Source organism: Sulfitobacter sp. 1A13368, from assembly GCF_043557275.1.
Classification (GTDB): Bacteria; Pseudomonadota; Alphaproteobacteria; order Rhodobacterales; family Rhodobacteraceae; genus Sulfitobacter; species Sulfitobacter faviae.
In genome coordinates, this window is sequence record NZ_JBIFFR010000004.1 from 240,287 (window position 1) to 263,602 (window position 23,316).

The following is a 23,316-nucleotide window of genomic DNA, read 5'->3' on the forward strand; positions in this document are numbered from 1 at the left end:
ACCGCAAATTCTGAGGCGGTTGGATCGGGGCCAGAGCGCCAGGCTCCGGCCCCGAAAACCCTAATCCTTAACGGAACAGGCTCAGGATGTTCTGCGGCGCCTGGTTGGCAATCGACAGAGACTGCGATGCCAGCTGCTGCTGAACCTGAAGCGCCTGAAGACGGGCGGCTTCTTCTTCCATGTTGGCGTCAACCATCGCGCCAACGCCGGAGTCGAGGTTGTCGGAGAGCTTGGTCAGGAACTCTTGCTGGTTCTCGATGGATTTTTCAGCGATACCGAGGCTGGTCGAAGCATCGATCGCGGAGCTGGCAAGCGCGTCAGCTTCTTTCAATGCCCCATTCAGAAAATACTCCCCGCCTGCGGTTACAGTATCTATACCTTCATCGAAGGCGTTCGCATCCCCACCCGCTTCAGTATATGCAAATGCGGCGCTTGCATTCGTTTCGAAGTTCTCTGCGATGGCTTTGAACTTGCTCATCATATCATAAAGATCGACTGTTTGCACATCGAGAGACGTAGTGCCGATGCTCCCACCGGTTCGCGTAATCCCTGTGGTCACGGACCGAGTTTCAGTAGTTTCGATAGTGGGTGTAACTGCGGTACCTGCTGCAGCGGGATCTTCATACTGCAGTTCACCTGCAGCAGTCATTTTAACGACAACATCAACGTCATTTGTACCGTCGTTATATTGTTTTGCAGTTCCAGCCGCGTTTACCAAGTCATCACCGGCAAATGTTGACTGGGTAATCGTTGTCTCCATCGAAGCAACAAGAGCCTTTAGGTCAGTTTCGATTTCACTCAGACCTGTGCTGTTGTTCTTTGCAGTAAGAACTTTCTCAGCAAATTGTGCTGCGAGATCTTTGAACGAATCGGCCCCTACTCGGGCAGTGGCGATGGAGTTCTTTGTGAGAGTTAGCCCCTCGTTGACCGCTTTTGTCATCCCGCTGTCGCCTTTCATCCCTTCGGAAATCGCGAAATAGGATGCATTGTCTTTTGCCGAGCTGACCTTCAAGCCAGTCGAAATGCGGTCTTGCGTTTGGTTAAGGTTCGAGTTGACACTCCGCAGAGTCGCGAGAGCATTCATTGCGGAGTTGTTTGTATTGATCGAAGACATATTCTTATTCCAGACTATTCTAGTTCGTCATGTCGTCTTTCTGACAACTGCGGGGCGAACCCGCTTAATTACGTTTTTACGCGAAAAACTGGCAACATTGAGGCAATTCAGAAACTTTTGTCCACGGTTGCCATCAGTGTTGCGCGGTTGTCACGTTTCGCACCGCTTCGGCCGTAAATGCCTGCAATGCTGTGCTTTTCCCGGATTTGAGAAACCTGTGAGATCATCTCAGACGTGGCTTGGCGGGCCAATTGCAGGTGGTCATGATCGCGCGCGATCAGATCTTTCAGATCGCGCAATTTATCTTTGCTGACCGCCTCGGGGTCGTGGCTGAGTTGCTCTTCCAAGACGGCGGTGAGTCGGGCCTTTTCGCTGGCGAATTCGACCAATTGGTTGAACGCCCCGCCCTCCACCGCGGCGATTTCGCGGCGCAGCAGATTGCCCAATGCGTCAACGGCGGCGAGTGCTTTGCGCGGATCACTCATCGGTCGGCCCCCGTTTGATAGCGCTGCATGGCGGTTTCAATTGTACGGGCGATTCCGGTGCTGCTCTGCTCGGCGATGCTTTCGCCAATCGCGTTGGACAGAAAGCTGCGCCAAGTCTCTTCGGCATGGCCGCCGCCGAAGCTGCCGATGTCTACGGTCGAGAGCATTTCATCGACCATCTGGCCGAGGAACATCGCCTCGAACTCCTGCGCCTTTTCGGCGGTGACGGCATCGGCCTGCGGGGCTGCCGGTTTGGCCGCCGGGGTCGGCACGGGAATTGGGAAAGATGCGAATTCCATGACCTGCCCCTAGATGATCTCAAGGTCGGCATGCAGAGCGCCCGCCGCCTTGATGGCTTGAAGGATTGAAATCGTCTCGGTCGCGCCGACGCCGATGGCGTTCAGCCCGTCGACGAGCCGTTGCAGGCTGACCGACCCGTCGATGACGGCGAATTTCGCGTCTTTCTCTTCCACGCCGACCGAGGAGTTCGGGACCACCACAGTCGTCCCGCCGATGGACAGCGATTCGGGCTGGCTGACGTTGAAATCATCGCGGACGGTGACGGTCAGCCCGCCTTGGCTGACCGCGACGCGGTCGATGCGAACATTGGCGCCGATGACGATGGTGCCGGAGCGCGCGTCGATCACCACTTTGGCGACTTGATCAGGCTGAACTTGCAGCGGTTCGATCAGGGCCATCGTCTCCATCAACGATCCCTTGCCGTAAGCCGACACGGTGATGGTGCGCGAATCGATGGCCTTGGCGATCGGGCCCATGGCTTGGTTGATCGCGGCCTCGACCCGCTGTGCGGTGACGAAATCGGCGTTGCGCAGGGCCAGTTTGATGCTGTTCATCTCGCTGAAGTCGAAATCGACCTCACGTTCGACGATGGCGCCATTGTCGATCCGCGCGCCTGTCGGCACGCCTTCGACGATGGAGGCGTTCAGCCCCTGTGCCGCGAAACCGGCGACGGCAATCGGGCCTTGGGCCACGGCGTAGATCTCACCATCGGCCGCGGTCAGCGGGGTGACGATCAGCGTACCGCCGCGCAGCGAAGACGCATCACCCAGCGAAGAGACCACCACGTCGATGGTGCTACCGGCCCGCGCGAAGGGCGGCAGGGAGGCGGTGACCATGACGGCGGCGGTATTGGCCGTGCGCATCTGGTCTTCGGTCAGGTTGCCGATGCCGAGACGCTCCAACATGCCTTCGATGGCGCGTTCAGTGAAAGGCGCATTGCGCAGGCTGTCGCCCGTGCCGTTCAGCCCCACGACCAGCCCGTAGCCGACCAATTGGTTCGACCGCACGCCCTCGACGGTGACGATATCCTTGATCCGCACCTGTGCTGCCGCCGGCGCGGCGAGCGCGAAGGTGAGGCCGATCAGCAAAAGTTTAAACAAGGCGTTCATGGGTTGCGGTTCCGGTTAGAGGTAGTTCAGGAAGGACAGGCGCGAGAGCCGCGCGGTGATAGCAAAGCTGGAGTCGAGTTGGTTCTGCAATTGGGTCAGACGGGTGGCCGCGTCATATTGGTCGACCCCTTCGAGGTTCATCACCTCCCCATCCAGAAACAGCGCCCGGCTTTCTTGAGCCGCGATCGTATCGGCCAGCTGTGCGCGTTTCAGGCCGGTCTGGGTTTCCAGATCGGTCAGCCCTTCAAGCCCCGCCCCGATGGCGCTGCGCGCCTCGGTTAGCCACGCATCGCGGGCGGCCTCATCGGGAATGTCGCTGGGGTTAAACGCGCTCAGCATGGCCAGACCGCGGACCAGATCGCGGATTGCCGGATCATTGGCTTGGGCGGTTTGGGTCAGGGTCTGGGTCTCAGAAGTGCGCGAGGTCAGCGGCGGATTGCCCGACGGCGCGCCGTTGTAAAAAGTGTTCTCGAAATTATGGTTGGGAAACACCGAACTGTCGCCAAAGCCCGCCTTGAGGTCATCGATGGCGCGCTGCACATCCGCCACATCGGTCAGAGGGCCGCCGATCATGTGATCGACCGCAATCGCCGGGGATTCGCCGGTGCGCGGGTTGACCTCGTCCCATGCTTGCAGCGGGTTGGTGTCGCTGCGGGTACCGGACATCAGGAAGCCCGAACTGTCGCTGACCGCCGCACGCTCCAACACCCGGTCAAGCGCCGTGCGTGCCGCCTGCGACAGATAGGTCGCCGAAAGCCCGCCCGCGTTGTCGGTGGTGAAGGCTTGCTCAAGCACACTCTGACCGACGTCGCGCATGGCACCAAGCGATGTTTCGACGGCGAGGAAACGGCGGTCCAAAAGCGCATTGGAGGTCAAGAAACCATCGTTGCGGGTGATCTGCATGCGAATGGCGATGGCATCGGCAGAGCGGTGGCCCAGATCGTCATAGGGGTTGGCCTTCAGCCCGGTTGTCACCTCTTTCGACACGTCCGAGATCTCGGCGGCGAGGCGGCTGGTCTGTTCGCGCTGGCGCAGGCTTTGCAAGGCGGTGGAGACGGTGCGGGAAATCTCGGTCATCCTATCCTCACACGCTGGCCAAAAGGGTGTCGAGCATATCGCTCAGGCTGGTGAGCACCTGCGAATTCGCGCCATAGGCCTGTTCGATTTCCAGAAGCTTTTGCAATTCGGTATCGACGTTCACGCCCTCGATGCTGCTGCGGTTGTCCTCGAAGGTGATGAGCCGCACGCGGGCCGTCTCGGCCTGCCCGTCCGCCCCGACCCGCAGCACATTTTGCTGACTGACCAGATCGGCGGCGTAATCCCCCAAACGCGCATTGGTGCTGAGGCCCGTGGCCGCGTCAAAAGCCATGCCCGTTTCAAGCACGTCGACAAAGGCGTTCAATTGCGTGGTGTCGCCCGGCTCTCCGGGGAATGTGGCTCCGGCACCGTCGCGCAGACGCCAAAGCGCACCGCCCTTGTCGGGCTGGACGCTGTCATTGAGCGCAAGTCGCCCGGCCAGCCCGTCCAACTGCGCCGGATCGAAAGCCCCGCCTGCATCAGAGAAGAGCCCCGGCTGCCCGGCCCCGAGGGAGGCATCTGCGGCCTCGAAACTCTGCACCAGCCCGCGGGCGAGTTCATCCAATTGCAGCTTCATCTGCGGCAGGTCATTGGCGATCAACCCGCTCAGCCCCGCAAGGCGGCCACTGTCGGACCCGCGCGCGGTGGCGCTGTTTGGCGTGATGTCGATGTCCCCTGCCATCAGCCGCCCCGTCTCGGGGTTGGCGCTGAGCGGCACGGCGGTTTCGCCATGGACCAATTCCGTGCCGCCGGTGGTGTGCAGCGTCAGCGTTCCATCCGCTTCCCAACGGCTTTGGAAATCCATCTGACTGCCCAAAGCATCAAGGCGGCGGTTCATCTCATCCATCAGCCCGCTGGTGCCGGTGGGATCGGTCCCGGCAAGGGCCAGACGTTCGTTCAAGGCGGCGATATCCGAGAGCGCCGCGTTCACCTCGGCCACGCTCGCCACAAGGCTGTCACCAGCCTGCGCGCGGCTGGCCTCAAGCCCGATGGCGGCCTCGTTGATGCTGTGCACCAAGGTCTCGCTGCGCGACAAAAGGTCGTTCTGCGCGGCGGGGTCGGAGGGGTTGTTGGCCAGAAGGTCGAGCCCTGCCTGAAACTCTGCCAGACGGGCGGCGGGGGAGACTTCATCGCCCGGCTCACCCAGAGTGATCAGATAGCTGCCGAGTATCTCACTGGTGGCAGAGGCGCGGCCCAATTCAGCCGAAGCATTCCGCGACATGCCTGCAAGGCGTTCATCCACTTGCCGCGCAATGCGCAACTCTACCGTGCCACTTTGACCGTTGGTCGTGACCTGCGCGGCCTCGCGCCGGACGTAGCCTTCGGTTTGCGCATTGGCGATATTGCCCGCAACAAGGTTGGCGCGACCCTCTGTCGTGCTCAGCCCGCTGCGGGCAATGCTAAAGGCAGATGAGATGCTCATTCATGCACCGGGTTAGCGTTTGATGCTTAGCGTTTCACTCAGCATCTCATCGCTGGTGGTGATGATCTTGGCGCTGGAGGAATATGCCCGCTGCGTCTGGATCAGGTCGGTCAGCTCTTCCGCGATATCCACGTTGGAGCCTTCGAGCGCCCCGCTGTTGATGCTGCCCAGACCGTTCAACATCGGGTTGCCGATGCTCACCGCGCCGGAATCCCGGGTCGCCACATAGGCGTTGCCGTCGACCGAGCGCATCTGGTCGGGGTTGGCGACATTGGCAAGCGGCACTTGGAACAGCGCGCGGCGCTGGCCGTTGTCGAAGACGCCGTAAAGGATGCCGCTGTCGCTCATCTCGGCCCGCTCGAGGCTGCCGGTCTCGGTGCCGTCATCCGAAAAGGCCGGGGGTGTGTAATCGCCCGAGAATTGGGTCATCCCCTCAAAGGTGCCGGGCGCGCCGAAGTCGATCTCAAGCGGTTGTGGGGTGCCGCCGTTGTTGATTTGCAGGGTCACCACACCGGTCGCGGGATCAATCGGCAGGCTGCCGGGCGTGTAGCTCGCCGGGCTGCCCGCGTTGACGCCGCTGTCGGTGAAATTCACCGTCGCATCGCCGTAGCTGTTGCCCGCTTCATCGCTGATGCTGACAGTCCATTCGTTGGCCGTGGCCCCCGGTGTCCAAGACAGGTTCAGCGCATCGCTGCCGCCCAATTGGTTCACATAGCGCAGGGTGGATTCAAAGGCCGTGCCGGTGGTGCCAGCGCCGGTCTCCTGCGCGGGGACATTGCCCGAAACGCCAACGCGGGTGCTGGGCGTCCCCTGCACCTGATAGCTCGCCACATTGACGGTGCTGAGGTCGTTGTAACTGGTGCTGCTGACACTGCCCGTGGCGCCGCTGGCATCCGTGGGGAAGCCCGAGAGGAAATAGCCCGCAGAGTTGCGCAGGTTGCCGTTCTGATCCGGGGTGAAGGAACCGGCGCGGGTCAGGTAGTAGTTGGATTCGACAGGATCGTTGGGGTTGCGCGAGACGACGAAGAAGCCGTCACCCTGCACCGCAAGATCGGTCGAGCGCCCCGTGCCCATGATATTGCCATTGGCCGAGATATCGGCGCGCACATCCGTCAGCACCCCCGCCTGCGTCGACCCGGTGTTCTGTGTCACGAATTCCGAGAAGGTCCGCCGGTAGCCTACGGTATTGGCGTTGGCGATATTGCTAGAAATATTCTGGACGCGGGAGGAGTTGGCCTGCAACCCGCTGACCCCGATCTGAAGGGCGCTTGTAATGCTCATGACTTGATCCTGCTCGTTCTTGTTATTCTTGACTTATACATGAGAAAGCCGATTCTTCATGACTAAAGCAAGAATAAAATTTTTATTTGATATTTATGTCACTGACTTTCCTTGACGTCCGTCACTTTGGTCACGGCATCTAGGATACGGTCCGCGCTCTCCATGCTCAGCCGCATCACGTCTGACCCCAGCTGCCCCTCTTCGGCAGGGCGCGCGCCCAGCCCTGTGGCGATCTCGGCCCAGCCGGGCAGGTCGGCCAGCGCAGGAAAGGCCGTGGCGGCCCTTGAGACCGTGGCACTGTCGCCCGCCTGATAGGCAGCAAGGGTCAGGCGCGTGGCATCGGCAAAGGCAAATTGCTGGGGGTGCGCCTCCCACATCTCAAGATAGGCCTGCCGTGCAGCGCCCCATTTGCCGGTCTCGTAGAGGGCCACGGCGCGGCTGCGGCGCAGGTCCATGTCTTGGGCGCGCAGGCGCAGGGCGGCGAGTTCATCCGACCGGCCCGCCTGCGCCAAGGCTTCGACCAAAAGCGCTTCGGCCTCGGCGCCCTGATCGTCGGCATAGCCGCTGAGCAGGTCCACTGCCGCATCCGCCTGCCCACCTGCCAAAAGCGCGCGGGCCTCACCGCGCCGCAAGCGGGCCATAAGACTGGCATCGGGGGCAGTCGCCCCGCCCCGCTCCAAGGTCTGGGCCATTTCGCGCAGGGCGCGATACTCCCGCGCGGCAAGGGCGGTCATCCCGGTATCCAGCAGGCGTTGCGGCACGGCCATGGCATGGCCGACAAAACCCGGATCGAAACGCCAGCGGGCGCTGACACGGGTGTGCCCTTCAAGGAATGGCCCAAGGTCGATCTCCCCCGCCGCCCCTGCGGCATAGAAGGCACCGTAGATCGCCCGTGCCTGCACGCGTAGCCCCCCGGCCTCCTCTTCAGGGGCGGTGCGCAGCAAATTATGCAGCGCCCACAAGGCGGTATCCGTGTCGCCCTGCTCTGCGGCGACCTCTGCCAAAAGCTGCGCGCCTTCGCGCCCGAGGGCATCCCCGCTCCACATCCAACGCGCGGTTTTCAATAGCGACAGCGCGTCTTGTCCCAGTAGGGTCTCGGTCTCGCGCCCCATCCGGACCAGCGCGAGTCGCGCCCGTTGCGCATAGGCATCGCGGCCCTGTGCGGCTTGGACATAGCCTTCGAAAGCCATCAAAAGATCACCCGACACTTCGGAGGCGCGGGCCAGAAGGTAGCGATAGGCGGGGCCATCGCGCAGCTCGGCATGGTCGGGGAATTGCGCGGCCAATGCCTGCGCCACCTCCCAATCCTCGGCCTCCAGCGCCGCTTCGAGCAGATCGGGCAGGACGGCGGCTTGAATGGCTGGCGGCAGGTCGGCGAGGCTTTCCAAGGTGCGCGGCATCAAGCGGGCCGCCTCCTCCACCGCGCCCAGCCGGGCAAAGGCCGCTGCGCGCAGGGCCTGCCCCTGCCCCCAGCCGACGGACCATGACACCGCCTGCCCCAGATCGCCACCCGCACCCTCGTCGAGCAGGGCGAGCGCGAGGCTTAGGGTCCGATGCCGCCGCGCGGCATCGCCGGTGAGGGTTTCGTCGTCGAGGGCTTCAAGAAAGCCCGCCGCCTCGGGGCGCATCATCCAAGCAAGGTGCAATTCCGCCAGCCCCAGCAACACCTCGGCCCGCGCAGGATCCTCCGGTGGGGAGACCTCTGCCAGCTGCGTCATCAATCCTTCGCGCGCGGCGAGAAAGTCCTGCTCCCCCTGCTCGGCCAAGGTCAAAGGCGCAAAGACAGCACCCTCCTCCGCCGTCGCGGCCGGGGCCAGGAGCAAAGACAGGCCAAGAACAATGTTGTGCAGATGCTTCATTATATGAATAGATGCACTTTATTCTTGTAAAGATCCATTCTTTATTTCACACTGATCTTCATAATGTCACGCCATCCTTGCCCAAACTGAGGCCCGTTATGACGGAAACCAGCCATATCAGCATGTCGCTGGCGACTTCCCTCCAGCGCCAACTCGACATCACCGCCAACAATATCGCCAACGCCAGCACCGCGGGCTACAAGGGCGAACATGTGGTGTTCGAGGCGCTGTTGCAGGACAACACCGCGCTTGGCGACGATCAGGCGGCTTTCGTCAGCGATACCGGCTCGTACATCGACACGCGCCCCGGCGCGCTGTCGCAAACCGGTAACCCGCTGGACGTGGCGCTGCATGGCGAGGGGTGGTTCAGCTATCAAACCGCCGACGGGCAGCAGGCCTTTGGCCGCGATGGCAGCTTTGCGATCGACCCTGAGGGCAATCTGACGCTGCTGTCGGGGGCCAAAGTGCTCGACGCGGGCGGTGCGCCGATCCAACTGCCCCCTGCGGGCATGGGCGATATCAACATATCCGAAGATGGCACCATTTCGGGCAGTGAGACCGGCCCGCTGGGCCGGATCGGCGTCTTCGATATCCCCGAGATTCAAAGCTACAAACGGCTTGGTGGCGGCATGCTCGTCGCACCCGAGGGGGCCGCCAAACCGGGCGTGGCCGAAGCCGTGCAGGTGCGCCAAGGCACGCTTGAGCTGAGCAACGTGAACCCGGTGCGCGAGATGACGCGGCTGATCGACGTGCAGCGCGCCTATGAGCGCACCAATACCATGATGGGCAATGCGGACGACCTGCGCCGCGACTCGCTCAAACGGATCGCGCAGGCGGTCTGACCCGGCATCCGTAGAACGGAAGGAACGAGACAATGAAGGCACTCAGCATCGCAGCGACCGGCATGATGGCGCAGCAGACCAATGTCGATGTGATCTCGAACAACATCGCCAACGCGAATACCACCGGGTTCAAGGCCAGCCGCGCCGCCTTTCAAGACCTGATCTATCAATCCATGCAACGCGAAGGCGCCGTCACATCGGAGGCCGGATCGACCCGCCCCGTGGGCATCGACATCGGCATGGGCGTGCAGACCGCCGGCACCGTGCGGCTGAACACCCAAGGCGGCATGGTGGCCACGGAAAACCAGCTTAACGTCGCCATTGACGGGCGGGGCTATTTCTCGGTCACGCTGCCGGATGGCGGTACCGCCTATACGCGCGACGGGTCGTTCCAACTCTCCCCCGAGGGTGAGATCGTGACGATGCAGGGCTACCGCGTCGAGCCCGGCATGGTCGTGCCCGAGAACACCACGGCGGTCGAGATCAACGAACAGGGCGTCGTCATGGCCTATGTTGAGAATGATCCCGTGCCGGTGGAACTGGGCCAGTTCAACCTGACCACCTTCGTTAACGAGCCGGGGATGCGTCCGGTGGGCAACAACTTCCTACTGGCGACCGAAGCCTCGGGCGAAGCGCAGGTGGTGAACCCCGGCGATCCGGGCGCGGGGATGATCCGTCAGGGCTATCTTGAGGCGTCCAACGTGAACGTCATCCAGCAGATCACCGATCTGATCTCGGCACAGCGCGCCTATGAGATGAACTCCAAATCAATCGAGACCGCAGACCAGATGCTCTCGGCTGCGAACCAAATCCGCTAATGCGACGGCTCGCCGCCCTCTTCCTTGGCCTGATGGCGCTGACGGGCCCCGCCCTTTCGGCGCCCATCGGCGTATTGGTCGAGGAACGCGCGCGGGTGGACTACGCCGACAGCCTGCCGCAAGAGGGTGCCTTCGAGATCACGGTCAAGGACGCCCCCGCCGAAGAGGTGCTGACGCTGGCCGAGTTCTGGATGGACCCGCGCAGCGGCAAGTTTCTGGCCAATGCGGTGCTTGAGACGGGCGAGGTGCAGCGCATCGCGGGCTACGCCCTTGTCACCATGCCGGTCCCTGTGCCCATCACCCGCCTGCTGCCCGATGACATCATCATGGAAGACGACCTGACCGTGATGCGCCTGCCCGTGGGCAGGATCGGCGCCTATGTGATGACGGACATGGAAGAGGTCGTCGGCAAACAGGTGCGCCGCGTGCTGACGCCGGGGCGGCCCATTCAGACGCAGTCCATCATCCAGCCGCTGGTTATCAACCGGGGCGAGCGGGTGGAGATCTATTTCAGCGACGGGCTTCTGGCCCTTTCCTCACCCGGGCGCGCGCTTGATGACGCGCATGAGGGGCAGGAAATCCGTATCGTGAACCTTGTCAGCAACAAAACGGTCACCGGCATCGCCACCGGCGAAGGGACCGTGGAGATCATTCGATGACCACCGCTTTCGCGCGCCCCTCTGTCTTGATGCTCGGCGCCGCCCTTGCCCTGTCCGCCTGCGATACCGCCGATCATTTCGACCGCGATCCACAGCCCTCCCCAATCGTGGTGGATGGCCAAGCCATCCCCGAGGTCTCCCGCGTGCAGGTGCCGATGCCCGCCGTCGCGATGGAGCCGCCCCGGCGCGGCAGTGCGAAAGCCTCGCTCTTTACCGCGCGCAGCCAGCCGTTGTTTTCCGACCAACGCGCCGATGACATCGGCGATATCGTTACGGTCGTGATCTCCATCGACGACCGCGCACAGCTGCGCAATTCGACGGACCGTGAGCGCGAGGGGGCAAGCTCGGTCGGATTCCCGACATTCTTTGGCTATGGCGCGAAAATTGCCGCAATTCTGCCCGGAATCAGCGCCGCCGATCTGCCGAGTGGCGATATCGTCGAGGTGGGATCGGCCTCTGAGGCCAGCGGGTCGGGTGCCATTTCGCGCAATGAACGGATCGAGCTGAAAGTCGCCGCTTTGGTGATCGACAAGCTGCCAAACGGCACGCTCGTCGTCGCCGGACGTCAAGAAATACTGGTTAATCAGGAGCTGCGCGAGCTGCGCATGGCCGGGATCGTGCGCCCTGCCGACATCCGCGATGACAACACCATTTCTTACGACAAGATCGCCGAGGCCCGCATCGCCTATGGCGGCAGAGGCACGCTGTCGCGCGCGCAAGAGCGCAGCTACGGCGAAGACGCGATGGATGTGATCCTGCCCTATTAATTCCTGACTTGGTCACAAAGTGAGACCATTGCCGTCGCAATCGACCGTTAAACCTGACGAAAGCTCAGGAAAGGTCGAACATGAAAAAGGCAGCAATCGCATTTATAGCACTCCCCTTGCTTTGCATGGGTGCGGGCTATGGCGCCGGTCTGGCCCTCGCCCCTGCCCCAGCCGAAGCGGCGGGGACAAAGAGTGATGACAAGACCGCTTATGACGCAAAGGAGACGGCAAAGGACGCCGCCCATGCGCCCGAGAAAGACGCCCATGGCGAGAAAGGTGAGAAATCCGCCAAGGGTGATGATCACGCGCCGCTGGACAGTTATGAACTGGCCAAGGACCGCACGGTGGTGCGTCTTGGGCAGATGACGATCCCGGTGGAGAAGACCAACAGCGTCTCTTATGTGGTCGCGGATTTCGCGCTCAAGATGGGGTCACTGGAATTGGCCGAACGCTACCGCCGCGTGGAAGACGCGACGCGGATGCGCGATTCGCTCTTGCAGGCGATGAACCTAGCCGCCGAAAGCGCCGTGCTGCGCGGCGTGGCGATCGACAGCGAAGCCCTGTCGCGGCTGCTGCGGGATCTGATCAGCAAAGAGCATAAGGGCGTCGATGATGTGATGTTCGTATCGCTCTACAAACAAGATGTGGCGCGGCTCTGACACGCGCCACAGCGCAGGCTTAAAGAACCGAACGCACCACGTTCGACAGCACGGATTCCCCGTTATCCAGTTCCAACTCCGGCCCGTAGGCGGTGAAGTTCACCCGCGTCACTTCGGACCGGGTCAGCGGGGTAACGCCCACATCGTTGCCCTCGGCATCCGTTGCCGTGATCTCAACCCGGAAGGTATCGGGCGGCACCGGCAGGCCCACGGAATCGAGGCGGTTCCACTCCACGTCGATCACCTCCCCTTCGGCGGTGGAGGGGCCGGGCATCTCGCGGATCAGGGTGCCGTCTTCGGAGAAGATCCGAACGGTCACCTCCTCCGCCCCGGCGTTGAGCTGGTAGCTCAGCGGGAATTCATCTTCGGTCATGCGCACTTGGGTCGAGGGCACCAGCACGTCGCGCCCGATCAATTGCAGGTCCGACATTGCGCCCACGGTGGAAAGCATGGTCGAGATTTGCTCAAGGCTCGCGTTGGTGGCGATGCTCTGCTCCACTTGGGTCAACTGCGCCAATTGCGAGACGAACTGCGTCGAATCCACCGGGTTTAGAGGGTCTTGGTTCGAAATCTGCGCCGTCAGCAGGGTGAGAAAGCTGTTGTAGCTTTCCTGAAGCTCGGCTGAAGAGGTCGCCGCCGCCGAAGTGTTGGCGGTGCTCAGGGTGCTTGCTGTGGTCGCGTCGATCATGGTCTCGCCTTTCAGGTGAGGATATCTAGCTGCCCGGCGCCAAGGCGCGGGCTGGGGGTCTGGGCCGTGGGCGCGGCGTCACCGCCCTGCGCATCATCGGCCTGTGCTGTGGTCTGGGTGAACGCCGGGCCCTGTTGCTGTCCGCCATTGCGGCCGCGGTCGCCGAAAGTCTGGAAATCGAGGTCCGCATTCTCGGCGCTGATGCCGCGCGATTGCAGCGCGTCCAGCAGTTGCTCACGGTCTTGCCGCAGCATGTTCAGGACCGAGGCGCTTTCGGTGGTCATGGCGATTTGCATGCGCCCCGCCTCACTGCGCACCACCTCGATCTCGATCTCTCCCATACCGTAGGGGGAGAGCGAGAAACGCAGCTTGTTGTCCGCCGTATCAAGGCTGCGGATCTGTTGGCTGACGTGTTGGCGAAGCTGTTCTTCCGGCGCGGCGGCAGGGTTCGGCGCGGGGGCCGGTGTGGGCTGCGGCGGGCTGAGGCGTAGCCCCTCGCTCTGCGGTGCCTGCGGCGCGGTCAAAGCGGCGACCTCGCGCAGGACGGCCTCTGCTGCCGGGGCATTTGTGCCGGGCTGGGCTACCTTGGCGGCATCGACAGCGGCGCTGAAACGCTCGGCGGCAGCGGTGAGGCGCGGGTCCGCGGCTTCAATGCTCAAGTCCACCTTCGCTGTGAGGGGCGGTTCTGTCGCCCCTACGGTGGCGGCTCTCGGGGCCGGTCCCTCACTCGGCAGGACCGTTTTAAACCCGCTCTGTTCGGCAGGGCCTTCGGCCTGCAACACTGGCGCGGCCCCTTCGGAGGCAATCACGCGCGCGCCCAGCTGAGCCTGCCCCATGGCCATACGTCCCACAACCGGCAGCGCGGCCGAGGCGATGCTCAATTGGCTCGCCGGGGTGGGCAGGCGCAGGGCACCGGCGATCCTCTCCTCCAATGCGGCTTCAAGGCTAGGATCATCCAACTGCGCCACCGCCTCCAGCGCGCCGAGGTTTTCAGGCGGCGCTTCGCCCAAGGCTTCGGCAAATGCGGCGAGGGCAGCTTTCGGGGTGATTTGCTGGCTGGTCTCCTCCAACCCCGCGAGGGTGTGATCCATCAGGGCCATCAGCCCCTCTGCCGTCTCAAGGTCGATGTCCTCGGGCAGCGGATCGGGAGCGGCTTCCACCTCTGGCGCGGCGGCTTGCACGTCTTGGCCCTGCGCCTCCGACGCGGCCCCCTGCCCGGCCAACCCCTGCATCAGGGCGGCAAAACCTTCGGCAGCCCCCTTCTCCGAGGGCTGCCCGAGACCTGCGGCATTCGGCACCGCAGGTGCTGCCTGAAGTTGAGCGATCATCTGACGTCCTCCAACTTGGGATCCACGGCGGGATTCCGAAGGCTCTTGTAGGATCAGGAGATCCGCACGTTCCCGCGCTGATCTTCAAAGGCGCGGCGTGCGCTGCGGGCCTCGACGAGGGCTTTCAGCCGTAGGGTCCACTGGTTAAGGGTCACGGGCGTCTCTGTCCCGGTCAGCGCACGAAGCGAGATCTGCGCGCCCTCCGCGGGGGCTGCAAAGACCGAATGACTGTCGACCGGACGGCCCCAGTACTGCCCCAAAACCGCGCTCAGCCCCATGCGGAAGGCCGCAGGCTCAAGCCCCAGCTTGAGCAGCTCATCCGCCTCAGCGGCGTGATGGTAGGCCTGCCCCAAAGCGTGCAGAACGCTGTCTTCGTCCATCATCGGGAACAGGCCGCGCCCGATGATCCCGATCAGCACTTCGCCCACCAGCGCACCGGCGGCTTGGGAGATATTGGTGAAATTGTCGCTTTTGCGAATAACGACGAGCGAGCCATACGGCACATCGGCGTCGAGTTCTTCGGCAAGGATATCGCCAAGGCAAATGCCCGGGATCGGTTCGATGCAATCTGGCATTGCAACCGGATGACCGGCCCAATCCTGCATCTCGAAGACCGAAGCTTGAACCGGAATCAGCGCCCGGATCAGCATGTTGAAATGACGGCCATCGGCCGATGAATCCATGTGGCAGGCACCCTTCCAGATGCCACCTATAAGTGAGTTTACCTGCATTTCCGCCTCGTTCAGGACGTTCTGTCCATGGTTTATCCGGGCGATTTTTAAGAGTTTTTTAGGTGCCCGGTGCTCGATTATTACATAAGGTCTAGATCGCAAGACCTTGACCGTCAACAATTTTACAAGACCGTGCCATTTTTTTGGGAATCAGCGGCAGGGATGTCGCACTTTTGCCTAGGATGGAAATCTCGCACAACCGGGCCGATAGAGCCTTGAAAACAAGGTCTACTCGGCTTGATAGACCAAGCGAATCGAGATGCGACGGTTTTCCGGGGCCAAGGGATCGACCGTGTTGATCGGTTGCGTGTCGGCCACACCCGACACCCGCATAAAGCGCGCGCCTGCGATGCCTGCGGCCATCAACGTGCGGCGCGTGGCATTGGCGCGGTCTGCCGAAAGCTCCCAATTCGTGTAGCCATTGTTCGCGCCAAAAGCGGCGGCATCGGTATGGCCCACAATCTCGACCGGCTGGTTCTGTTCGGCAATCACATCGCCGATGGCCAGCAACAGCTCGCGGGTCTTCGGGGTCACTTCGGCACTGCCCCGCGCAAAGAGCGACCGTTCATCTTGGTCCAAGACCTGAACCGTTAGCGCCCCGTTCGATTTCTCCAGCCGGACATTGCGCGCCAGATCATTCAGGGTGCTGTCAGAGGTGATCCGCTCGGCGATGTCCTCCGCCATGCGGTCGATCTCGGACTGGCGGCGCTCGGTTTCCTCGATCGCGGCGAGTGTGGCGGGATCGGCGGGCGCCGCGGGCTCGGGCGCTTCGGCATATTCCACGACCACGGCGGCGGGCTTGTCACGCAGGCGGCTGTCGAAGACCATCATCGGATTGTCGCGGCCAAAGGTCGGCTTTTGCACATTGCCGGTGTTGTCGACCGCGCCGGTCATCACCCCTGCGGCCATCAGCGGGCGCAGGTCCGCCGCCGCATCCGAAGAGGATCCGCCGTCCGACACCGTGGGGGTAAAGTAATTGGCCAGCCCGCGCAGCTTTTCCTCATCCGAGGCGGCGAGGATCCACAGCAGCAGGAAAAACGCCATCATCGCGGTCATGAAGTCCGCATAGGCCACCTTCCAACCGCCGCCGTGGTGGGCGTGGCCGCCCTCCGCGTCGTAGCGCTTGATGATGATCATCGCGTTCTTCTTGTCAGCCATCACGCGGCCTCCCGATTACGCAAGACCGGGCACGGGGGCCAGATCAGGAAAGCTCTGCGTTGTTGTCCGATTTGTCGCGGCTGTATTTGCCCAGCCCTGCGCGTTTGGCGTATTCGGCCTTGCGCTTGGAATAGCTTGGCGCGACCAGCGGCGTGTCGGCAGGCAGGTTGAACATCACGCGGTATTCCGCTTCGGTCAGCCCATGTTCGGCCCCGAGGTGACGTTTCAGCATCTTGAACCCCTTGCCGCAGCACAGGCAAAAAATCGTGTCTTCGGTCATCGGCTGCTCGCCCGGTGCGGCGGTCATGCCCTGCGCCTTGGGCGCGACGGGGGCCACGGCGGCGGCGGGGATATTGGCCAATGCGGTGGCGGGAGCCTCAGCGGGGGTCGCGCGCAGACGCTCGACCAAGGTCAGGATATCGTCGATGGTCACGTCGTTGCGGCTGGCGAACCCCGAAACGATGGTCGCAATCGCGGTATCGCTCAGATTCTGCTTGGGGGGTACATTAGGCATGAAGCAACTTCCTTGTTAAGTTAATCTTGCCTTCTGCAAGGTTCGCGAAGCATTCAAAGAGCGCTTCGCAAGGGACGCAGCAAAGATAAATAATTCTTCGCCGTTTATTCTTATCACGATTCGAATTGTATTTGGAACCCGCGCAAGCATTGGCAAGCACTTTTTCGCCATATCGTGCGGAATGCATCACGGCTCCATCTGCGCGACAGTTTTGAAGATCGCGCTTTTCGGGGCCGGATCGGGGGCCACGTCATTTCCGGTGGTCTGGGCGATGATTGTGCTGAACAGACCGGTCACCCCCAGCCCTGCCACCGCGATCAGCGGCACATGCAGGGACTTCCACAGGCTCTTGCGGGGCGCGGGCGGCTGCGGTGCCAATGCGGCGGGGTCGAGCAACTCCGGCTCGGGCGCCGGGGGCACCTCGATCGGCGCGCCGAACTCCACAAAGATGCCGCGCGGCATGACCGCGACCTTCACCTCGCGCCGCGCACAGCTGTCGCTGAAGCCCGCAGGGAAGAGTTCGGCCGGAATGTCGATCACCATGTCATCCTTGGGCCGCCACTCTGCCGCCAGCGTGTCACGGGGGATATAGACCGAGGCGAAATCATCCCGAAAAGCGATGTCACGCACCAAGGTCGGCACCATGGGCAGCGGCTGCTCCGGGTTGGAGGCGATTCGCATCCGCCCCCCGGCGAGCCACATCTCAAGACGGACATAGAAACACTCCCCCGGCTGAACCTCGGCAGAGGGCATATAGCCTTCGGGCGGGCCCGAGCGCAGCTTGCGGCGCTTGCGGTTGCCGATGGGAAAGATCTTGTTGGTGCTGACGCGTTGGAACTGGTCCAATTCGGGCCGCTGGCGCATCAACTCGTCGAAATCCAGCCCCTCTTCGCGGGCGAAATTGTAGTTGATCAGATAATCCGCCGCCGTTTCCTCAAGCGTTTTGCTGTCTTGAATGGCCTTCAACAGCGCATTTTCCTCAGAAAACAACAGCCTACGGCAGGGGTGTCCCTCAACCTCGGGGCTGACGGCAAAGCTGCCCACGGGACGGTCGAGGATATCCGCCACCCGATCGAAAACTGCATGTTCTTCGTCATTGTGAAAGACCACGAACTCGCAAAGACCGGCGGCATCCATGCACAGCAGCAGCCGCATCTCTTCGGGCCAGCCCGGCACGAGCACCGAAAGCTCGGAGGGATCGACGAAATAGGCGAAGGCATCGGGCTCTTGCAGAGCGTCGATATCACCCTTCAACTCTTCTTTGACCGAAAAACCACTATTCATCATAGAAACCCAAGTTCTTTCCTAGATAATACTTGTATAGGCCCATCCACTCAAGGATAAAGTAAGAATAGTTTCTTTTTGGAGGCGTGTGCAGCAATGACACTCTTGCTTGGTCTTGTAATGGTCTTCGGTCTGGTCTTTGGCGGTTTCATGCTGTCGGGGGGCAATATGGACATCGTCCTGCACGCCCTCCCCTACGAGGGCATGATGATCGGCGGCGCTTCTCTGGGGGCCTTCGTGATCGCCAACTCCTTCTCGGTGGTGAAGTCATCGCTGGCCGGGGTGATGCGTGTGATCAAGGGGCCGCGCTGGAAGGCGGCGGATTACAACGATCTGCTGGCGCTGATGTTCGAACTGGCACGTCTTTATAAGACCAAGGGCATCGTCGCGATGGACGAGCATATCGAAAACCCCGAGGCCAGCCCGATCTTTCAGCGCTACCCCAAGCTGATGAAAGACCACTTCCTGACCGACCTCATCGCCGATAGCTTTCGCATGATGTCGATGCAATTTGACGACCGCTTCCAGATGGAAGACGTGTTGAACCGAAAGATCAAAAAGCACCACCATGAGGCGCTCGTTTCGGCCCGCGCGATCCAGAGCATGGCGGACGGCCTGCCCGCCATCGGCATCGTCGCGGCTGTTCTGGGGGTGATCAAAACCATGTCGTCGATCGACAAGCCGCCAGAGATCCTTGGCGCGATGATCGGCGGTGCCTTGGTCGGCACTTTCCTTGGGGTTTTCCTTGCCTATTGCATGGTGCAGCCCATCGCAGGCCGGTTGGAGCAGATCGAGGAAGAAGACGGCGCGATGTATACGGTGATCCGTGATGTCATCGTGGCCATCGTGGCGGGCCATCCGCCCAGCATCTGCATCGAATTGGGCCGCGGCAACATTCCCACGACGAAACAGCCGAACTTCTCCGCCGTGGAGGCCTCGCAGCGCGAACTGCCCGCGGTATGATGCGCCCCCTGCCCCTGATCGCGCTGATCGCGCTCCTTGCCGGGCCGGGGCTGGCGGCGGGACCGACCAAGGAAAAAGACGCGAAAGAGGTCGACAAGACCGCCGAAGCAGAGGCCCGGCTGCCCAATTCCATGCGCCGCCACGGTGTCATCGGCCATGTCCCCCCAATGGAGGGGCTTCCGCTGCTCGACGCCGAGGTTCTGGAACGGATGCGTGAGCGGCTCATCGTTCTGTCACAGGCCGCAGAGCAGTGAAGCCAAAGCGCGGCGACGGGCTGGCGGTACTCTCGCGGCTGAAACGCTTTGAGATGGAGAATGTCGCGCTGGAGATGGCCGAGGTCAACCGCGCGCTGACCCAGATCGAGAACGAACGCCACAGCCTGATGGAACAGCTCAACGACCGGGGCGATCCTGATGCGGTGGAATCAACGCGGGTGGTTTCGGCCTTTATCCGCAACGTCTCGGAAACCATCCATCGCAAAGAGGCCGAGGCCGAGCGCCTGCGCGCCGACAGCGCAGGCATCCACGACAGGCTGAACGGGCTTTTTGCCGAGGCCAAGCGCATCGACCTGATCCGCAACCGCCGGGCCGAGGCCCGCAGGCATGCCCTGCAAAAAGCCGAGACCGCCGCCCAAGCCGAAGGGTTTCTGTCGATCTGGCTGGACGATCAACGATAATTACACGGCCATATCCATTTACGGGAACTATTTCCAAAAATTCCCCTAAATAGCGAATACCGGACAAGAAAAAACCGCAATTCGATTCCATCAAAGCCCCATTGAAAATGCCGCCCAGGGGAGGGGGGCGCCGAGGCCACCGCGTTTTTATTCCGGCTTCGGCATAGTTTGTGAGGATTTACGATGAAGCGAAGAGGATTTTTCACCGCCGCCGCGATCGGTGCCGCGTCTTTGAGCGTCAGCCCGCTCTGCGCGCAATCGGCGGAGGTGACCCTTGCCGAGGTGCGCGCCCTGTTCCAAAGCCGCGACCTTGGCGCGCGCCGGATGGTACAGGACAGCCTGAAACACGAGGGCTATTACAAGGGGGCCATCGACGGCGCATGGGGGCCGGGGACCGAAGCCGCCTTTCGCGCGCTCATGGCCTCCGACCGCTACCAACGCCACGCGCCGACATGGACGTTTGCCCATGAGGTTCAGGTCAGCGAAACGATGTTTTTCCTGACCTCCGACGCCTATATGTGACTGCGCCCGAGGCCCTTTCGGGCCTCGGCCTTACCCCGCCTCCGCGACCGCCAGTTCGGCCATGCGCAGCGCCGCGTCGCGGCTTGCCGCCACGGCGATGAACCGCGCGTTGTGACAGAATTTCGCCCCCGGCACGCCGCTTGCGGCCTCCAAATCGGCATCCGTTAGCCCGGCCCAAGCCTCGGGCAGATCGGCGCGGGCCTCAAAGCTATCACCGCTTTTGCGGATCGTGGTCAGGGCCCAATCGTCCCCGCGCGGATGCACGACGAAGAGCAGGTGATCGGCCCCGGCCTTTTCCACCGCCGAGCGGAAGGGCATGCCCGAGGGCAGTTCCAAGACGCACCCGCTGCCTGCCGCCGCGATCGCCTGCATCACCATCGCCTCGGCCCGGCGTTTGGCGGCTTTGCCCTTGATCGCGGCCTCCACAAAGGCCCGCGCGACAGGCAGGGCGGCCATGAAGGCGCGGTCGTCGGCATCCTCACCACGTTCGTCGAAAACGGGCTTTAGCGTCTCCAAGAGCACCGGCAGGGTCATGCCCGCCAGCGGCCCCGCGACCGAGGGTTCAAGCGCGCCATTATCGATCAGGTCGACCGGCAACACGAAGCCTTGGTCGAAACTCTGGTGGATATCACCCACATCCGCCTCGGGCACGTCAAAGCTGCGCAGATAGTCGCGGCCATAATGCTGCCAGATCAGCCCGAAAGAGCTGAAGGGCTGGCCATCTTCGCGCAGCGGGCCGGGGCGTTGGTGGTGGTCGAAAATCAGCGCGTCGGCGTCATAGTCGCGGCCCACGTCATAGATGATCCGCCCCGCGCCGGGGGTGATCCACTGGGCATCGCGGCTGCGCACCAGCGTCGCCTCCGGGTAGAGCCGCGTCAGAATGACGGAGGACAAAAGCTCATCCGCGTGAAAGCCGCCCGAATGGGTAACGAGATGGGTGATGGTCATGGGGCTGGCTCCGCTGCGGCTGGGGAAATCGGTCAATGGTGGCTTGCGCCCCCATACTGCGCGGCGCGGGCCAAGTGCAAGCCGCCCGCCCTAGCGCGACAGCGCGACCAGCGTGGCCGAGACGGGGTCGAGGATGAAGGCCCCCACCTGCGCCCGGGCCTGCGCCAACCCATCGCGCCGCTCGGGCATCAACTGCACGAGAGAGGCAAAGCGGTTGTGATGGGTGCCGTCCACCGCGCCAATGGCCGAGATATCGACCAGCAAGACGCCATAGCGTTTGGCCAGCGCCTGCACCGCGGGGGAGCTGGCACTGGTGCGCCCGATCCGAGGCCGCGCCCCGGCAAGCCCCGCCGAGATGCGCAGCGCCCGATCATCCGGCGCGACAAGGATGGCCATGGGGGGATCAAGCGGCCCGATCACCTCGACCTGTTTGCGAAAGACATCCACGTCAATATCGGGGGCCGCGAGCACCACATCGCTCAGCCGTGCGATCACCCTGTCCTGCCCCGACAGGCGCAACTGCCGCAACGCCTCTACCACCAGCCAGCCGCCCATGCTGTGACCAAAAAGCGTGATCTCCCCCACGTCGGGATCGGCGGCGAGGGTGGCAAGCATGGCGGCCAGTTCATCGCGCGAATAGGCCGCCGCGTCCTTATCGGCGACGTAGCCCACCACGGTCCCCGCAGAGGGCCAAGCAAACAGGATCGGCTGCTCGGGCAAATGCCCATCCGCCGTCACCTGCGCCAGACGGAACAGAGATTCCGGAAAGGTCTGGTTATAGCCGTGGACAAAGACCATCACATCCTGCCGCCCCCGCCCGCTGCGGTGGATATCGAGCGCGGGCAGCGGATCGCGGGCGGTCACCGCAAAGCTGCGGTTCGGGTCTGGCTTCTCATTGGGCCATTCGATCTTGCTGGCCTCATGGTCGGGCGGGATGGCGATGGTGAACCGCTCGTAATTCAGCGCCCGCGCGCGGGCGTCGGTATAGGTGCCGGTCTGCGGATCGCGCCCGCGGGTCGAGGCCACGGTGATCGCCAAACTCTGCGCAGCTTCGGCCTCGGGCACCACGGTCAAAGTCTCCCCGCCCGGGCGCGGTGCGCAGGCCGACAGCAAGACCACCGCAACCGCGCAGAGCGTCTGTAGCCCCCGGCCCCCAATCCCATGTCCCTGCATAACGCCCCCCCGGCCCTTCGTTCGGCGCAGTTCTAGCCCAATCGGCGCATAAAGTCATAGACGAAAGGCCCCTGCGTCTGCGACGAAACAGCCCCGCTTTTCACCTACGGAAGCCCCATCTCTCTGCCCCCCTCTGCCGCCAGCAGCTTGCGGCCCGTGTCGAGCACCCCGTCGACGATGTCATTGGCAATCGCGGCGTTCAGCGCCGCGCCATCGCGCGCGGACAAGGCCGCCAACACCTCTTTGTGGCGGTCGATCTGATAGTATTCCGCCACCTCGGTGATGACCTGCCGCTGGAAAGGGCCGAGTTGCAGCCAGATGCTTTCGATCATCGGCAAGGACGCTTGCGCGGGGTTCACGGAATAGAGCATCCGGTGGAAGGCTTGGTTCAGCAGCGTCAGTTGATCTGCGTCCCTCTCGGCCACAAAGCGGTCCATGCTGCCGTCGATCTCGGTCAGCCGGTCGATCACGATGTCCGAGATATAGGGCAAGGCGCGCAGGGCGGCGTGGGTCTCAACCGCGATGCGCAGGGCGACCAGTTCCTCAAACCGCTCGGGGGTCATCAGCGGCACGGTCAAGCGGCGGTTGTCCTTGATCTGGATGGCATGTTCCGAACTCAGCCGCCGCACCGCCTCGCGCACCGGGGTCGGGCTGAGGCCGAGCCGCTCCGCAATGCCGCGCATGGTCAGCGAGGTGCCGGGCGTGATCGCGCCCAGCATGATCGCGTTGCGCAGCCGCTCATAGACATATTCCTGCGTCGTCCCGCCCGGGATTTCGGGGATTTCGGGAATGTTGAGCGCATCGTTATCGGTGTCGATCATCTGGCCGCCTTTGGTCTTTCGCCGCTGACCATACGCGCGGGGACAATTGACAGACAAGCGGATAGTGATATGACATTACAATAAATGGTATCACATTTTTAGGTTCGATATCGAAAG

The 23,316-nt window shown here is 62.6% G+C and carries 26 protein-coding genes; 9 read left to right on the plus strand and 17 right to left on the minus strand.

What is annotated here, in order from left to right:
• Positions 1–67 precede the first annotated feature (67 nt).
• The 8 genes from ACGYK4_RS10645 to ACGYK4_RS10680 all read right to left on the minus strand — a co-directional run bounded on the left by ACGYK4_RS10645 (position 68) and on the right by ACGYK4_RS10680 (position 8,612).
• Positions 68–1,114 carry a flagellin gene (locus ACGYK4_RS10645; RefSeq protein ID WP_394432613.1) on the minus strand — a complete coding sequence of 349 codons (1,047 nt, stop codon included), beginning with the start codon at positions 1,112–1,114 and terminating at the stop codon, positions 68–70.
• Positions 1,115–1,221: 107 nt separating this feature from the next.
• Positions 1,222–1,599, minus strand: coding sequence for a hypothetical protein (locus ACGYK4_RS10650; protein ID WP_394456398.1), 378 nt, complete (start codon positions 1,597–1,599; stop codon positions 1,222–1,224).
• Positions 1,596–1,898 carry a rod-binding protein gene (locus ACGYK4_RS10655; protein ID WP_394456399.1) on the minus strand — a complete coding sequence of 101 codons (303 nt, stop codon included), beginning with the start codon at positions 1,896–1,898 and terminating at the stop codon, positions 1,596–1,598. Before ACGYK4_RS10655 ends, ACGYK4_RS10650 begins: the two co-directional genes overlap by 4 nt.
• A 9-nt stretch (positions 1,899–1,907) precedes the next feature.
• The gene (locus ACGYK4_RS10660) at positions 1,908–3,008 is read right to left on the minus strand and encodes a flagellar basal body P-ring protein FlgI (RefSeq protein WP_394456401.1); all 1,101 of its coding nucleotides are present in this window, start codon (positions 3,006–3,008) and stop codon (positions 1,908–1,910) included.
• A 15-nt stretch (positions 3,009–3,023) separates the two neighbouring features.
• The gene (locus ACGYK4_RS10665) at positions 3,024–4,085 is read right to left on the minus strand and encodes a flagellin (protein WP_394456403.1); all 1,062 of its coding nucleotides are present in this window, start codon (positions 4,083–4,085) and stop codon (positions 3,024–3,026) included.
• A gap of 7 nt (positions 4,086–4,092) precedes the next feature.
• A complete protein-coding gene (gene flgK / locus ACGYK4_RS10670; protein WP_394456405.1) occupies positions 4,093–5,508 on the minus strand; it encodes a flagellar hook-associated protein FlgK in 1,416 nt (471 codons plus the stop codon).
• Between the two features lie 12 nt (positions 5,509–5,520).
• Positions 5,521–6,789, minus strand: coding sequence for a flagellar hook protein FlgE (locus tag ACGYK4_RS10675; protein WP_394456407.1), 1,269 nt, complete (start codon positions 6,787–6,789; stop codon positions 5,521–5,523).
• Positions 6,790–6,887: 98 nt separating this feature from the next.
• Positions 6,888–8,612 (minus strand): hypothetical protein, encoded by a 1,725-nt coding sequence (locus ACGYK4_RS10680; protein WP_394456408.1) that lies wholly within the window; start codon positions 8,610–8,612, stop codon positions 6,888–6,890.
• Positions 8,613–8,746: 134 nt separating this feature from the next.
• On the opposite strand from ACGYK4_RS10680, the gene flgF reads away from it, so the two are divergent.
• From flgF to ACGYK4_RS10705, 5 genes are all read left to right on the plus strand, one after another.
• Entirely contained in the window at positions 8,747–9,490 is a 744-nt protein-coding gene (gene flgF, locus ACGYK4_RS10685; RefSeq protein ID WP_067262389.1) for a flagellar basal-body rod protein FlgF, read from the plus strand.
• A 32-nt stretch (positions 9,491–9,522) separates the two neighbouring features.
• Positions 9,523–10,308 (plus strand): flagellar basal-body rod protein FlgG, encoded by a 786-nt coding sequence (flgG, locus tag ACGYK4_RS10690; protein WP_067262392.1) that lies wholly within the window; start codon positions 9,523–9,525, stop codon positions 10,306–10,308.
• The gene (flgA, locus tag ACGYK4_RS10695) at positions 10,308–10,967 is read left to right on the plus strand and encodes a flagellar basal body P-ring formation chaperone FlgA (RefSeq protein WP_271689274.1); all 660 of its coding nucleotides are present in this window, start codon (positions 10,308–10,310) and stop codon (positions 10,965–10,967) included. Before flgG ends, flgA begins: the two co-directional genes overlap by 1 nt.
• Positions 10,964–11,734: a flagellar basal body L-ring protein FlgH gene (locus tag ACGYK4_RS10700; protein ID WP_394456410.1), complete on the plus strand. Its 771-nt coding sequence runs from the start codon at positions 10,964–10,966 to the stop codon at positions 11,732–11,734. The genes flgA and ACGYK4_RS10700 overlap by 4 nt, the downstream gene beginning before the upstream one ends.
• An 80-nt stretch (positions 11,735–11,814) precedes the next feature.
• Entirely contained in the window at positions 11,815–12,393 is a 579-nt protein-coding gene (locus tag ACGYK4_RS10705) for a hypothetical protein (RefSeq protein ID WP_394456411.1), read from the plus strand.
• 19 nt (positions 12,394–12,412) lie between these two features.
• Here the strand turns inward: ACGYK4_RS10705 and ACGYK4_RS10710 are convergent, their stop codons facing one another.
• From ACGYK4_RS10710 to ACGYK4_RS10735, 6 genes are all read right to left on the minus strand, one after another.
• Complete coding sequence (locus tag ACGYK4_RS10710; protein WP_067262400.1) at positions 12,413–13,081, minus strand: flagellar hook assembly protein FlgD; 669 nt, start codon at positions 13,079–13,081, stop codon at positions 12,413–12,415.
• A gap of 11 nt (positions 13,082–13,092) precedes the next feature.
• Positions 13,093–14,409: a flagellar hook-length control protein FliK gene (locus tag ACGYK4_RS10715; protein ID WP_394456413.1), complete on the minus strand. Its 1,317-nt coding sequence runs from the start codon at positions 14,407–14,409 to the stop codon at positions 13,093–13,095.
• A gap of 53 nt (positions 14,410–14,462) precedes the next feature.
• Entirely contained in the window at positions 14,463–15,092 is a 630-nt protein-coding gene (locus ACGYK4_RS10720; RefSeq protein ID WP_209217519.1) for a hypothetical protein, read from the minus strand.
• Positions 15,093–15,368: 276 nt separating this feature from the next.
• A complete protein-coding gene (locus ACGYK4_RS10725) occupies positions 15,369–16,298 on the minus strand; it encodes a flagellar motor protein MotB (protein WP_394456415.1) in 930 nt (309 codons plus the stop codon).
• A gap of 43 nt (positions 16,299–16,341) precedes the next feature.
• A complete protein-coding gene (locus ACGYK4_RS10730; RefSeq protein ID WP_394432636.1) occupies positions 16,342–16,812 on the minus strand; it encodes a MucR family transcriptional regulator in 471 nt (156 codons plus the stop codon).
• A gap of 186 nt (positions 16,813–16,998) precedes the next feature.
• Positions 16,999–18,099, minus strand: a complete 1,101-nt coding sequence (locus ACGYK4_RS10735; RefSeq protein WP_394456417.1) for a hypothetical protein — start codon at positions 18,097–18,099, stop codon at positions 16,999–17,001.
• Between the two features lie 93 nt (positions 18,100–18,192).
• Here ACGYK4_RS10735 and motA point away from each other — a divergent pair, with 93 nt between their 5' ends.
• The 4 genes from motA (at position 18,193) to ACGYK4_RS10755 (ending at position 20,257) form a co-directional block, all read left to right on the plus strand.
• Complete coding sequence (motA, locus tag ACGYK4_RS10740; protein ID WP_067262415.1) at positions 18,193–19,059, plus strand: flagellar motor stator protein MotA; 867 nt, start codon at positions 18,193–18,195, stop codon at positions 19,057–19,059.
• The gene (locus ACGYK4_RS10745; RefSeq protein ID WP_394456419.1) at positions 19,056–19,313 is read left to right on the plus strand and encodes a hypothetical protein; all 258 of its coding nucleotides are present in this window, start codon (positions 19,056–19,058) and stop codon (positions 19,311–19,313) included. The genes motA and ACGYK4_RS10745 overlap by 4 nt, the downstream gene beginning before the upstream one ends.
• Complete coding sequence (locus tag ACGYK4_RS10750) at positions 19,310–19,735, plus strand: hypothetical protein (RefSeq protein ID WP_394432642.1); 426 nt, start codon at positions 19,310–19,312, stop codon at positions 19,733–19,735. Before ACGYK4_RS10745 ends, ACGYK4_RS10750 begins: the two co-directional genes overlap by 4 nt.
• A gap of 183 nt (positions 19,736–19,918) precedes the next feature.
• Positions 19,919–20,257, plus strand: coding sequence for a peptidoglycan-binding protein (locus tag ACGYK4_RS10755; RefSeq protein WP_067262423.1), 339 nt, complete (start codon positions 19,919–19,921; stop codon positions 20,255–20,257).
• A 30-nt stretch (positions 20,258–20,287) separates the two neighbouring features.
• On the opposite strand, the gene ACGYK4_RS10760 is transcribed toward ACGYK4_RS10755, so the two are convergent.
• The 3 genes from ACGYK4_RS10760 to ACGYK4_RS10770 all read right to left on the minus strand — a co-directional run bounded on the left by ACGYK4_RS10760 (position 20,288) and on the right by ACGYK4_RS10770 (position 23,199).
• Positions 20,288–21,205, minus strand: coding sequence for an MYG1 family protein (locus ACGYK4_RS10760; protein ID WP_394456421.1), 918 nt, complete (start codon positions 21,203–21,205; stop codon positions 20,288–20,290).
• Between the two features lie 90 nt (positions 21,206–21,295).
• A complete protein-coding gene (locus ACGYK4_RS10765) occupies positions 21,296–22,378 on the minus strand; it encodes an alpha/beta hydrolase (RefSeq protein WP_394432646.1) in 1,083 nt (360 codons plus the stop codon).
• A 104-nt stretch (positions 22,379–22,482) separates the two neighbouring features.
• Positions 22,483–23,199: a GntR family transcriptional regulator gene (locus ACGYK4_RS10770; RefSeq protein WP_394456423.1), complete on the minus strand. Its 717-nt coding sequence runs from the start codon at positions 23,197–23,199 to the stop codon at positions 22,483–22,485.
• Positions 23,200–23,316: the final 117 nt, after the last annotated feature.